The sequence below is a fragment of the Neisseria sp. HMSC078H04 genome (genome assembly GCF_001838135.1).
Taxonomy (GTDB): domain Bacteria; phylum Pseudomonadota; class Gammaproteobacteria; order Burkholderiales; family Neisseriaceae; genus Neisseria.
Window position 1 is genome coordinate 61382 of the sequence record NZ_KV835850.1, and the last position, 13519, is coordinate 74900.

At 54.0% G+C, this 13519-nt stretch carries 10 protein-coding genes; 4 read left to right on the top strand and 6 right to left on the bottom strand.

What is annotated here, in order from left to right; all coding sequences use genetic code 11:
* Positions 1-47: 47 nt before the first annotated feature.
* Complete coding sequence (locus HMPREF2560_RS07995; protein WP_070607567.1) at positions 48-1577, bottom strand: helicase HerA-like domain-containing protein; 1530 nt, start codon at positions 1575-1577, stop codon at positions 48-50.
* A gap of 241 nt (positions 1578-1818) precedes the next feature.
* Between HMPREF2560_RS07995 and HMPREF2560_RS08000 the strand changes: the two genes are divergently transcribed.
* On the top strand, positions 1819-3048 hold the full coding sequence (locus HMPREF2560_RS08000) for a multidrug effflux MFS transporter (RefSeq protein ID WP_070607564.1): 1230 nt from the start codon (positions 1819-1821) through the stop codon (positions 3046-3048).
* Positions 3049-3108: 60 nt separating this feature from the next.
* The gene (murI, locus tag HMPREF2560_RS08005) at positions 3109-3918 is read left to right on the top strand and encodes a glutamate racemase (RefSeq protein WP_049331752.1); all 810 of its coding nucleotides are present in this window, start codon (positions 3109-3111) and stop codon (positions 3916-3918) included.
* Positions 3919-3980: 62 nt separating this feature from the next.
* Here the strand turns inward: murI and nadC are convergent, their stop codons facing one another.
* Complete coding sequence (nadC, locus tag HMPREF2560_RS08010) at positions 3981-4862, bottom strand: carboxylating nicotinate-nucleotide diphosphorylase (protein ID WP_070607561.1); 882 nt, start codon at positions 4860-4862, stop codon at positions 3981-3983.
* Positions 4863-4934: 72 nt separating this feature from the next.
* Positions 4935-5873, bottom strand: coding sequence for an NUDIX hydrolase (locus tag HMPREF2560_RS08015; RefSeq protein WP_070607558.1), 939 nt, complete (start codon positions 5871-5873; stop codon positions 4935-4937).
* A gap of 157 nt (positions 5874-6030) precedes the next feature.
* On the opposite strand from HMPREF2560_RS08015, the gene nadA reads away from it, so the two are divergent.
* A complete protein-coding gene (gene nadA, locus HMPREF2560_RS08020) occupies positions 6031-7143 on the top strand; it encodes a quinolinate synthase NadA (protein WP_070607555.1) in 1113 nt (370 codons plus the stop codon).
* 51 nt (positions 7144-7194) lie between these two features.
* A complete protein-coding gene (gene nadB, locus HMPREF2560_RS08025; RefSeq protein ID WP_070607552.1) occupies positions 7195-8703 on the top strand; it encodes an L-aspartate oxidase in 1509 nt (502 codons plus the stop codon).
* Between the two features lie 162 nt (positions 8704-8865).
* Here the strand turns inward: nadB and pgmB are convergent, their stop codons facing one another.
* The 3 genes from pgmB to HMPREF2560_RS08040 all read right to left on the bottom strand — a co-directional run bounded on the left by pgmB (position 8866) and on the right by HMPREF2560_RS08040 (position 13229).
* Positions 8866-9531 (bottom strand): beta-phosphoglucomutase, encoded by a 666-nt coding sequence (gene pgmB, locus HMPREF2560_RS08030; RefSeq protein WP_070607549.1) that lies wholly within the window; start codon positions 9529-9531, stop codon positions 8866-8868.
* A gap of 12 nt (positions 9532-9543) precedes the next feature.
* Positions 9544-11802 (bottom strand): glycoside hydrolase family 65 protein, encoded by a 2259-nt coding sequence (locus tag HMPREF2560_RS08035; protein ID WP_070607546.1) that lies wholly within the window; start codon positions 11800-11802, stop codon positions 9544-9546.
* A 74-nt stretch (positions 11803-11876) separates the two neighbouring features.
* A complete protein-coding gene (locus tag HMPREF2560_RS08040) occupies positions 11877-13229 on the bottom strand; it encodes an SLC45 family MFS transporter (RefSeq protein WP_070461997.1) in 1353 nt (450 codons plus the stop codon).
* Between the last annotated feature and the right edge of the window lie 290 nt (positions 13230-13519).

Consider the following 13519-nt stretch of genomic DNA (forward strand, 5'->3'; position numbering starts at 1 on the left):
AAAAGGCCGTCTGAAATTTCAGACGGCCTTTTATATTTGCAGGCTGATTATTTAAATATATTTTTAATAATGCCCATTACGCTGCGGGAAATGGCGTTGGTTACTTGGCGGTTGATTTGGCTGCCGATGGCGTCGGCAACGTTGTAGCCCAAACCTTGGCCGGATTTTTTGCGTCCGCCGCTCAAACCGCCGATCAGTCCGCCGAGAATGCCGGGATCGGCATTGGCAGCCTCTTTTTCTGCGGTTTTTTGCGCTTTTTCCTGCTCTTTGGCGGCATTTGTGGCTTCTTTTTCAGCGGCAGCCTGGCTGTCTGCTTCGGCCAATGCTTCAAAGGCGGAGTAGTTGTCCACCATGTCTTTGTAGGTTGGATACAAATCGTCGTTTTGGAACAGGCGGTTGCGTTCCTCTGCGGTAAGCGGGGTTAAGGAAGATTGCGGCGGCAGTATGAGGGCGCGTTCTACCGGCTCGGGCATACCTTTTTCATCAAGGAAGGAAACGAGGGCTTCGCCGACGCCGAGTTCGGCAATCGCTTCGGCAACTTTGATGTTTGGGTTGCTGCGGAAGGTTTCGGCAGCGGCTTTGACTGCTTTTTGGTCGCGCGGTGTGAAGGCACGCAGGGCGTGTTGTACGCGGTTACCCAGTTGGCCGAGAATAGTATCGGGCAAGTCGAGCGGGTTTTGGGTGACGAAATATACGCCCACGCCTTTGGAACGGATCAGGCGCACGACTTGTTCGATTTGTTCGACCAACGCATTGGCGGCATTGTCGAACATCAAATGCGCTTCGTCGAAGAACATCACAAATTTTGGTTTGTCCAAATCGCCGACTTCGGGCAGGGTTTCAAACAACTCCGCCAGCATCCACAGCAAAAACGCGCTGTACATACGCGGAGAGCACATTAGTTTTTCGGAATTAAGGATGTTGATGATGCCTTTGCCGTTGTCGGTTTGCATCCAGTCTTGCAGGTTGAGGGAAGGTTCGCCGAAGAATTTTTCTGCACCTTCGTTTTCCAAAGTCAGCAGTTGGCGTTGAATTGCGCCGATACTGGCGGCAGAAACGTTGCCGTATTGCGTGCGGTATTCCGAAGCATGGTCGGAAACGTGTTTCAACATGCTGCGCAGGTCTTTCAAGTCCAGAATGTGCCAGCCTCTGTCATCGGCAACTTTGAACACGAGGTTGAGCAGGCCTTCTTGCGTATCGTTCAGATTCATCAGGCGGGCCAAAAGCATAGGGCCCATTTCTGAAACGGTTACGCGTATGGGAATACCGGTTTCGCCGTAAACATCCCAAAAGCGCACGGGGAAATTTTGCAGCCAATGTTCGCCCAAATCAAACTCGGCGATGCGTTCGCCTACTTTGCCGCTGTTGGCACCGGCTTGCGCGATGCCTGACAAATCGCCTTTGACATCGACCAAGAATACAGGGACGCCTTCGCTGCTGAAGGCTTCCGCCATACGGCGTAGGGTAACGGTTTTACCCGTACCGGTCGCACCGGCGATCAAGCCGTGGCGGTTGGCCATTTTGCCTTGGATTTCGAGCGTTTTCCCGTCGGCACGCGCAATTTGAAATGTAGTCATGATTATTCCTTAGAATCCGTGATGTGAAACAATTTGTTGTCTTAAAAAACAAGCATTTTAACGTTTGCGGCGAGGGGATTCAACCAAGCAAAGTTTCAGACGGCCTTAAGTTTTGCAAAGGTTTTTTTGCAGTGATTGGACAAGGTTGAAATCTGCTATAATTCCATCCAATCCGCAACCGTCTGACAAGGCGGTTGTTTTCTTTGTTTTTTGAATATTTTTTACGAAAGCGAAAGTCGGAATGACTGCACAACAAGCCCCTTTGGGCGAAAAAACCATGGCCGTGCTGATGGCGATGTTGGTCGCGCTGATGCCGTTTTCTGTCGATGCCTATCTGCCTGCGATTCCCGAAATGGCAAAGTCGCTGGGTTCGGACATCCACCGTATTGAGCAAAGTCTGAGCTTTTTTATGTTTGGCGTGGCGTTTGGTCAGGTGGTCGGCGGTTCGATTTCGGATATTAAAGGCCGCAAACCTGTCGCCTTGGTGGGATTGAGCATTTATTTTGCCGCCGTTATCGGTTTGACGATGGTGAATAATGTCGAGCAGCTGTTGAACTTGCGTGCTTTGCAGGCGTTTGGCGCGGGGATGACCGTGGTGATTTCCGGTGCGATGGTGCGCGATTATTATTCCGGACGCAAAGCCGCGCAGATGTTTGCCTTAATCGGCATTATTCTGATGATTGTGCCATTGATGGCACCGATGATTGGTGCAGGCTTGCAGAATTTGGGCGGCTGGCGCATGATTTTCGGCTTTCTGGCCTGTTATTCGCTGCTGCTTTGGGGTTTGATGTGGTATTTCCTGCCTAAGCCGCACCAAAAAGGCAAAATCAGCATGGACGTGTTCGGCGTGGTGGCCGGCAGGTTTAAACGTGTTTTGAGAACGCGCGCCGCGATGGGCTATCTGTTTTTCCAAGCTTTCAGTTTTGGTTCGATGTTTGCCTTTTTGACCGAATCATCGTTCGTGTACCAACATCTGTATCATGTTTCACCAAACCAATATGCTTGGATATTTGCGCTCAATATCATTACCATGATGTCGTTTAACCGCGTTACCGCATGGCGTTTGAAAACCGGTACGCATCCGCAAAACATCCTCAAATGGGGCATTATCGTCCAATTTTCCGCCAATCTGCTGATGACGGTTTTGGTGTTGTCGCTGTCTTTGCCGCCTTTGTGGGCTTTAGTGCCATGTGTGATGTTTTCAGTCGGTACGCAAGGCTTAGTCGGTGCAAACACTCAGGCCTGCTTTATGAGCTATTTCAGTGCAGAGGGCGGCAGCGCAAATGCGGTTTTAGGCGTGTTCCAATCCCTTATCGGCGCATCGGTCGGCATGGCAACGACTTGGCTGCATAATGGTTCTGCCTTGGTGATGGCCGGTATGATGTTGAGTTCGACCGTATGCGGTATCGTGCTGTTGTGGATTTGCTCGCATCAGGCTTGGATGGAAAACGATAAAAAAGAATATGTTTAACCTTCAGGCCGTCTGAAAACGGTTTCAGACGGCCTCAACTCTATATTGAAGAAATTAACCATGAGTACCAGCAAACAACGCCCCATCGGCGTATTCGATTCCGGCGTCGGCGGCTTGACCAACGTCCGCGCCCTGATGGAACGCCTGCCGATGGAAAACATCATCTATTTCGGCGACACCGCACGCGTTCCCTACGGCACCAAATCCCGTGCCACCATCGAGACCTTCGCCATGCAGATTGTCGATTTCCTGCTGGAAAACGATGTCAAAGCACTCGTTATCGCGTGCAACACCATCGCCGCCGTTGCCGGACAGAAAATCCGCCAAAAAGCAGGCAATATGCCCGTATTGGACGTCATCTCCGCCGGTGCGGAAGCCGCTTTGCAAACCACCAAAAACAACCGAATCGGCATTATCGCGACCAATACCACCGTCAACAGCAATGCCTACGCGCGCGCTATCCATTCGAAAAACAACGACACGCTGGTGCGCACACAAGCCGCGCCCCTGCTTGTGCCATTGGTAGAAGAGGGCTGGCTCGATCACGAAGTCACCCGCCTGACCGTGCGCGAATACTTGAAGCCGCTCTTGGCCGACGACATCGACACGCTGGTGTTGGGTTGCACCCACTTCCCACTGCTCAAACCGCTTATCGGCCGTGAAGCGCAAAATGTCACCTTGGTCGATTCCGCCATCACCACCGCTGAAGCCACCGCCAAAGCCTTGGCGCAAGCAGGTTTGCTGAATACAGAAAACGACAACCCGGATTACCGCTTCTACGTCAGCGACATCCCACTGCGCTTCCGCACCATCGGCGAACGCTTCTTGGGTAGAAGTATGGAGCAGATTGAGATGGTAACGTTGGGTTGATAGGTGATATTAAAGGCCGTCTGAAATTTCAGACGGCCTTTGTTTTATAGCAAACTCGAAATTTAAGCCACGAAATCCAAGCCTATATCCAACGAGCGGCTGCTGTGGGTCAGATAGCCGAGGGCGATGCCGTCCACGCCGGTTTGTGCCACGCGTTTCAGGCGGTCGAAGCCGATGCCGCCCGATGCTTCGCAATAGACGGTGTGTGGGTGGGCGGTTTGCGTGTGGCAGCAGTTTGCCGCTTCTTTCAAGGTTTCGTCGTCCATGTTGTCCAGCAAAATCCGTTTCGCGCCCGCCGCGATGGCTTCGTCCAGTTGTGCCAGCGTGTCCACTTCGATTTCCACGCAGGTCAACGGTCCGACCGCCTGCTTTGCCTGCCGTACGGCTTGGGCGATGCTGCCGCAATAGGCGAGGTGGTTGTCTTTGATGAGCACGGCATCGTCTAAGCCCATGCGGTGGTTCACGCCACCACCTGCTCTGACGGCGTATTTTTGCAGGACGCGAAGCAGTGGGATGGTTTTGCGGCTGCACACGATGTCTGTGCCGTATTCGGCGACTTCGGCTACTGCGCGAGCGGTGGCGGTAGCGATGCCGCTCAAGTGCGTAAGATAGTTGAGCGCGGTGCGTTCGGCAGCGAGCAGCGCGCGGGCGTTGCCTTCGACGGCGGCAAGCATCTGACCTGCGCGGACAGCTTGCCCGTCTTGGATTTCTGCTTGGAAGCGGACGGACGGATCCATCGTCTGAAAGGCAAGGCGCGCCAAATCCATGCCTGCTATTACGCCGTCCTCACGACTGATCAGGAAAAGTTTGGCGGTTTTGTCGGGAGCGATGACGGCTGCGGACGTAATATCGCCTCGCCTGCCTAAATCTTCGCTCAAGGCTTGTTCTACCATGGGGCGCAACAGGGTATCGGGTAGAGGTAGAAGATTATTCTCAGACGACATGAAGGTTCCTTTGTTGAAAAATTGATATTGCCCAATGGGGCAAAATTTAATTTGAGGCCGTCTGAAAATCAGTTAGCGGCTGCCCAGCGGTAGTCCGATATCAGAAATCAGCTGATCGGGCAGAACGTCATCTCGGAAGCGGTAAAGCTGCGCAGGACGGCCTTTACTGCCTGATACGCCGGTATCCGACGGCTCGATGAGGTTTTGCTGCTGAATCTGGCGGCGGAAGTTTTGCTTGTGCAGCAATCTGCCGCTGATAGCTTCGACGCTGTTTTGCAGTTGCAGCAGTGTAAATTCGGGCGGCATCAGTTCAAAAATCACGGGACGGTATTTGATTTTGGCGCGTAGGCGGGATAAGGCTGTCGCCAGTACGCGGCGGTGGTCGTGGCACATAGGCTGCCCCGTGAGTGCGAAGTTGAAGTTTTCCTGAGGCTCGGCTGCTTCCGCTATCAGGCCGCTTTCATACAGCATTTCATAGCGTTGCAAAACGTATTCTTCCGACCAATTTTCAGGTTCTACCCCCCAGCACAAATGAATGCGCTTGAGCCGCTTCTGGCGCACTTCCTCCGTATCCGCCAAGTTTGCCCAAATGCGCAGGCGGCTGACGATGGTATCGCGCAGCCCGCCGTCGGTGCGCAAATCTTCCCACGGGAAATAGCCGTAGCAGTCCTGCCATTTCGCGTCGGGGTGCAGGATGCTGTCGGCTGCCTCGCGCACCAGTCCCAAATAGCTGACGTACAAGACAGGCATGCCTTGCTCGTTTTGACGGCGCGTATCTACAAACGTATAAAGCTGTTCTACATAGCCCATAGGCTGCGATGTCTGTTTGGCAACCCACATCCTAACCCCTGCCTGCAAGGAGTGGCGAAGCGGTGCAAGCAGGCCATTGGGTAATAGCTCTCCTTTGGCAACTGTCAAAACCCTCAAGCTGCCATTTGTAATGGCAATCAGTACAGGAACAAGCTCGACGATACTTTGCGTATTGGCTGCTGTTTCAGGATAGGCATCCATGCGTGGCTTTCATTCAAGAGAAAACCTTATTGTAAACCAAAGCGGTTTTCAGACGACCTTGCATATTATACTCAAGTTGAGCATAATATAAAAACTATTTCAAAATATAAACGGCAAACCTTTATGCCGTCTGAAAAAACAGCCACAAGGAAACATCATGCAAACCGCCGCCCGCCGCTCGTTCGACTACGATATGCCCCTCATTCAGACGCCGACTTCTGCCTGCCAAATCCGTCAGGCGTGGGCGAAGGTTGCCGACACGCCCGACCGCGAGACGGCAGGCCGTCTGAAAGATGAAATCAAGGCTTTGCTGAAGGAGAAAAACGCGGTCTTGGTGGCGCATTATTACGTTGATCCGCTGATTCAGGATTTGGCTTTGGAAACAGGCGGATGCGTGGGCGATTCGCTGGAGATGGCTCGTTTCGGTGCGGAACACGAAGCCGATACATTGGTGGTGGCAGGTGTGCGCTTCATGGGCGAGAGCGCGAAAATCCTCTGCCCTGAAAAAACGGTGCTGATGCCTGATTTGGAAGCGGAATGTTCTTTGGATTTGGGTTGCCCGGAAGAGGCGTTTTCAGCGTTTTGCGACCAACACCCCGACCGTACAGTCGTAGTGTACGCCAACACTTCCGCCGCCGTGAAAGCGCGTGCCGATTGGGTTGTAACGTCTTCGGTGGCGTTGGAAATCGTGTCGTATTTGAAATCGCGCGGCGAAAAACTGATTTGGGGACCCGACCGCCACCTCGGCGACTACATCCGCCGCGAAACGGGCGCGGATATGCTGCTGTGGCAGGGTTCGTGCATCGTTCATAACGAATTCAAAGGGCAGGAATTGGCGGCGTTGAAGGCGGAACACCCCGACGCGGTGGTGCTGGTTCATCCCGAATCGCCGCAAAGCGTCATCGAACTGGGCGACGTGGTCGGCTCGACCAGCAAACTGCTCAAAGCCGCCGTATCTCGTCCCGAAAAAAAATTCATCGTGGCGACCGATTTGGGCATCCTGCACGAAATGCAAAAACAGGCGCCCGACAAAGAATTTATCGCCGCCCCGACGGCGGGCAACGGCGGAAGCTGCAAAAGCTGCGCGTTCTGCCCGTGGATGGCGATGAATTCGCTGGGCGGCATCAAATACGCCCTGACAAACGCACATAACGAAATCCTGTTGGACAGAAAGCTGGGCGAAGCCGCCAAACTGCCTTTGCAGCGTATGCTCGACTTCGCGGCAGGACTCAAGCGCGGGGATGTGTTCAACGGTATAGGCCCCGCCTGATTTGCCGTCAATATTGCCGTTTCAGACGACCTCTCAAACAAGGACAACACCATGCAAACCGATTGCGACGTATTGATTGCCGGAAACGGGCTGGCGGCACTGACGCTCGCCCTGTCGCTGCCTGAGTCGTTCCGCATCGTCATTTTGTGCAAAAACCGGCTGGACGACACCGCCAGCCGTCATGCGCAAGGCGGGATTGCGGCGGCGTGGTCGGGAGAGGACGATATCGAAAAACACGTCGCCGATACTTTGGAAGCGGGCGCAGGTTTGTGCGACGAAGTCGCCGTCCGTACCATCTTATCGCAGGGCAAACCGGCAATCGAATGGCTGCTGGCGCAGGGCGTGGCGTTCGATCGGAATCATAACGACCTGCACCTGACGCGCGAAGGCGGGCATACCTGCCGCCGAATCGCCCATGTCGCCGACTACACGGGCGAAGCCGTCATGCAGAGCCTGATTACCCAAATACGCCGCCGCCTGAACATCCGCGTTTGCGAGCGGCAGATGGCGTTGGACGTTCAAACCGAATCAGGCGCAGCGTGCGGACTGACCGTCCTCGACTGCCGAACGCAAGAAATCGACCGCATCCGCGCCCGCCATACCGTACTCGCAGGCGGCGGCTTGGGACAGATTTATGCCGCCACCACCACGCCGCCTGAATGCACGGGCGACGCCATCGCCATGGCGATACGCGCAGGCTGCGCAGTCGAAAACCTCGAATTTATCCAATTCCACCCCACAGGCTTGGCAAGGCCGTCTGAAAACGGCCGCACCTTCCTGATTTCCGAAGCCGTACGCGGCGAAGGCGGCATCCTGACCAACCAATCGGGCGAACGGTTTATGTCGCATTACGACCGCCGCGCCGAACTTGCGCCGCGCGACATCGTTGCCCGCGCCATCGCCGCCGAAATCGCCAAACAAACGCAAGACTTCGTCTCGCTCGACATCAGCCATCAACCCGCAGCGTTCGTCCGCCGGCATTTCCCGTCCATCCATCGGCACTGCCTATCCCAATGCGGTTTGGACATCACGCGCCAAGCCATCCCCGTCCGCCCTGTGCAACACTACACCTGCGGCGGCATCCAAACCGACCCCTGCGGCAGAACCTCCCTGCCGCAGCTCTACGCCTTGGGCGAAACCACCTGCACAGGGTTGCACGGAGCCAACCGCCTTGCCAGCAACTCCCTGCTCGAATGCGTCGTTACCGCCAGACTTGCCGCCCAAACCATCGCGGACGGACAAGCATTCCAAGCCGTACTGTCCCAAAGATCGTCTGAACACCCCTCCGCCGAAGCAGACACCTTTTCAGACGGTATCCAAAGCGCATTCAGCCGCCCCGTCCTGCAAGCGTTCAACCAACGCCATCTGGGCATTCTCCGCAACGATACCGGCCTGCGCCGCGCCATCGCCCAACTGCAGCTTTGGAAGCAAAACCAAGCCGAGCCGCACACCGCGTCTGAATACGAAAACCGCAACCTGCTCGAATGCAGCCTCGCCGTCGCCCAAGCCGCATACGCTAGACGGCAAAATATTGGCGCGCATTTTAATAGTGATTGTTAAGGTTGGCTGGTTAGAAAAAAATCGTTCAAATAAATTTGAATAGCATGGTTGAGAAATTGGCATTCAGTTTTTAGGGTTGCGTAAGTTGGGTTATTATTTTGTTCTAAAAGCAGAAAGACCGTCTGAAATATTTTTCAGACGGCCTTTGACTTCCTTAATATTTTATCTGCCTGACTGTTTCCACACGTTTTGCAGGTAGGCGTAGGTCAGCTCGGCGGTGTCGGACACCAGCGCGATGTCGCTGCCCAAGTCTTCGGCTTTGCCCACGCCAATAGGCAAGGCGCCGGCGGCTTTGATGGCGGCGACGCCGGCGGCGGCGTCTTCGATGCCGATGCAGCAGCGGATGTCCGCGCCCACGCCCTCGGCGGCGGCGAGGAAGATGTCGGGGGCGGGTTTGGAATGCGCTACGGCGGCAGGGTCGGCAATGGCGTCGAAGAAGTGGGTCAGCCCCATGCGTTCGAGCAGGAACGGGCCGTTTTTACTGGCGGACGCGAGGGCGATTTTTTTGCCGTTTGCTTTCAATGTTTCCAGCAGGGGTAAAATGCCGGGATACACGTCTTCGGGTTTGACTGCCTGAATCATCTCGACGTAGTTGTCGTTTTTGCGGCGGGTCAGTTCGGCGAACTCGGCTTCGCTGACGGTTTTGCCGCCGTGCGCGAGGATGCGTTTGAGCGAATCGTCGCGCGACACGCCTTTGAGCTGCTCGTTAAACTTGCGGTCGATGCTGATGCCCAGTTCTGCGGCGAGCTTTTTCCATGCGCGGTAGTGGTACTCGGCGGTGTCGGTGATGACGCCGTCGAGATCAAAGAGCACTGCGGTGAAAGTCATTTTGCACCCTCCTTATTTTTCCAACGCGACAGTGTGGCTGCCGTTGAGTGTGATGTCTTTGCCGTACACCTGCAAATCGAGCGGCTCGCCTTTGAGCAGGGTGAAGACGACGTTTTCTTTGCCGACGGCGACTTTAATCAGACGGCCGCGGTAGTTGATGTGGAAGGCGTAGCCTGTCCACGCCCTTGGCAGGAACGGGGCGAAGCTGAGTTTGCCGCCCCAGGTTTTCATTTGGGCGAAACCTTGGACGATGGCGAGCCACGAGCCGGTCATGGAGGTGATGTGCAGGCCGTCTTCGGTGTCGTTGTTGTAGTTGTCCAAGTCCAGGCGGGCGGTGCGCTGGTACATTTCCACGGCTTTTTCTTCTTTGCCCAGTTCGGCAGCAAGGATGGAGTGGATACATGGGGACAACGAGCTTTCATGCACGGTCATCGGTTCGTAGAAGTCGAAGTTGCGGCGTTTTTCGTCCATGCTGAAACGGTCGCCGAAGAAGTAGATGCCTTGCAATACGTCTGCCTGTTTGATGAAAGGCGAACGCAGGATTTTGTCCCACGACCATTTCTGGTTGAGCGGCAAATCATCGGGCGAAAGCGCGGACACGGGGCGGATGTCTTTGTCGAGGAAGCCGTCGTGTTGCACGAATACGCCGAGTTCTTCGTCATGCGGACGGTACATATTCGTGCCGATGTCCGCCCATTTTTCCAACTCGGCGGCGCTCACGTTCAAATCCGGACGCGGATATTTCGCCAGGGCTTCGCGGGTGTAGTCCAATACCCATGCGGCGAGGGTGTTGGTGTACCAGTTGTTGTTGATGTTGTTTTCGTATTCGTTCGGGCCGGTTACGCCGTGAATCATGTATTTGCCGTTGCGTTTGGAGAAGTGGACGCGGTCCGCCCAGAAGCGGGACACTTCGACCAAGACTTCCAAGCCTTCTTTAGCAAGATAGCTTTCGTCGCCGGTGTAGTTGGTGTAGTTGTAGATGGCGTAAGGAATCGCGCCGTTGCGGTGGATTTCCTCGAAGGTGATTTCCCATTCGTTGTGGCATTCGATACCCGTAAACGTTACCATCGGATAGAGTGCGCCCGCCAAGCCCTGTTCGCGCGCGTTGTGCTGCGCCTGCGGCAGTTGGTTGCGGCGGTATTGCAGCAGGTTGCGGGTAACTTCGGGTTCCGCCAGTGCGAGGTAGAGCGGTACGGCATAGGCTTCGGTATCCCAATAGGTCGCGCCGCCGTATTTTTCGCCGGTAAAGCCTTTCGGGCCGATATTCAGGCGCGCGTCTTCGCCGTAGTAGGTGGAGAATAGTTGGAACAGGTTGAAACGGATGCCTTGCTGCGCTTCGTCGCTGCCTTCGATGACTACGTCGGCGATTTCCCAACGATGCAGCCAGCCTGCTTTGTGCGCGTCCAGCAAGGTTTCAAACGCAACGCCTGCGATTTTTTCCGACAAGTCGCGGCCTGCGGCTTTTACTGCTTCCAAGCCTTGATAATCACGGCTGGTGGTAACAATCACGCGTTTTTCAAAGGTTTCGGGTGTGCTGCCGACTTCGGTCTCGAAAGAATTAGAGACCTGCCAATCGGTTTGGCTGCCGCCGAGGGCTTTAAAGCTGCCGGCGAAGGTTTGCTCGGCGTTGACGATGAATTGTTCCACGCCGAAAGGGTTGGCGACGGTTTGGGTAGCAATGTAGGAGCGGCCGTCTGAAACGCCTTTGTTCAATACCTGCCAGAATTTTTCTTCGTAGTTGGAGTCTTCGTTTTTCACGTCGGCGTCGATGATGGAATCGATGCGGACTTGGTGGGTTTTGCCGTCAACGGATACTGCTTCCCATCGGATGAGAGCCAGCTCTTTTTGCGCGACGGACAGGAATTTGCACACATCGAAACGCACGCCGAATACGGTGAACGAGCGGCGCAACACGCCGTGCTGCATATCGAGTTCGACGGAGAAGTTGGTAACGTCGTTTTTCGCCAAGTCCACTTCCTGCCCGTCGACAAAGATATTAACTTTGCTGAAATTGAGCGCGTTGATGGCTTTGCCGAAATATTTGGGGTAGCCGTTTTTCCACCAGCCGACACGGGTTTTGTCGGGGAACCACACACCGGCGATGTAGGTGCCCAAGTGGCTGTCGGCGGAGTAGGTTTCTTCAAAGTTGCCGCGCATGCCCATATAGCCGTTGCCCAAGCTGGTCAGGCTCTCTTGCAGCCGTTTGTGTTCTTTTTCCAGTTTTGCCGAACGCAGCGTCCAAGGGCTGATTTCCATGATTCTTGTATACATTTATGAAGCTCCTGTTATTAAAATTGTAAGTTCGGCAAAGGTTTCAGACGGCCTTTGCCGATGGTATTGATGGATTATTCGCCGTGGGTCTCTTTAATCAGACATACTGAGAAGGCTCCCAGCAGCAAGACCGCGCCTGCAACCAAGAACATGGTCGCCTGATGGCTGCCCAGCATAGGGAAGAGGATAAAGCTCAGCAGGGAGGCGACGATTTGAGGCATACAGATAGAGCCGTTGAACAGGCCCAAATAAGTACCCATGTGTTTGCCTGAGAGGGCATTGGTCACAATCGTCAAAGGATAGGTAATGATACCGGCCCATGCAATACCGATTAAGGTATAAGACAACACCAGCGCGTATTGATTGCTGATGAAGAAAACGGAGAAGAAACCGAGCGCACCCAAAGCCAAGCAACCGAAATAACCGACTTTATGGTATTGATTCGGTACTTTTGCCAGAATAAATGAGCAGATAACGGCAGCAATGGATTGTACCGCCGCCAAAACGCCGTACCAGTTGCCTGCTTCTTGGTAGCCTACGGAGGAGGCATCGGTTGTCTGCCAAACGTTTTCTGCAATCGCGCCTGCCGAGTAAGTCCACATATATTGGAAAGCGAACCAACAGAAGAATTGCACCAAAGTCACTGTCCAAAACGCTTTAGGTGCGGTTTTTAAGAGTTCGAACCAGTTGGCTTTTTCCTGATTCGCGGCTACGTCGATGCCGTGGTAGCGGGCGTAGGTTTCCGGATCATACTCTTTGACTTTGAAGATGGTGAACGCACTGGTAATAATCAGTAAGGCTGCGCCCACATAGAATGCTACGACCACGGTCTGCGGCACGACGCCTTTTTCGGCCGTGTTCGCCAAACCGATATACGCAAACACAAACGGCAGAATCGCCGCCACAACCGCGCCCGTATTCGCTAAGAAACTTTGAATCCCGTAGGCGTAGCTTTTCTGCTCCTCGTTGACCATGTCGCCGACCATCATTTTAAACGGCTGCATTGCCATATTGGAGGATACGTCCAACAGCGCAATCATCAGCGCGCCAAACGACAAAGCCGCCAAAGAAGCGTAGCCAAAACCGAAGCTGCCCGAGTTCGGCATCAGAATCATGACTATAACCGCAATCAGCGTACCGTAAAGCAGATAGGGAAGACGGCGGCCGCCCAAGCGCGGCATCCAAGTGCGGTCTGAGTAGTAGCCCACAATCGGTTGAACCAACATACCGGCCAATGGCGGCAGAATGAAAAACCAGCCCAAATTATGCGGGTCGGCGCCTAAAGTTTGAAAAATTCGGCTCATTTGTGAGCTTTGCAGGGTAAAGGCCGTCTGAACGCCGAGATAGCCGAAGCTCAGCATCCAAATCGTACTTTTTGCCAGTGACGGCAAACCTTGTTTTGCTGTTTTTTGCGTATTTTCCGACATGAGGTAAATCCTTTTTTTAAAAAGTATTTTTATTGAGAAATCTGAAAGGTTCCTTGGTGTGGTGTTCTCTGTCGTTATTGTTTGTGTGCGTACTTTCAAGGATATTAGGTGCATTTTATGAAGCGCGCCGGATATTGGCAATGCCAGTTCAAGGATAAACTGGCTTAAATCAAATTTTTTGTGGTTTGGCATTGATACCGTCGGGCAATAAGGGTATCGGTTCGGTGCGGTGTATATTTTGATGCTTATTTCTATTTTCAGACGGCATTTGAACAAGCAAGTATTGGGGC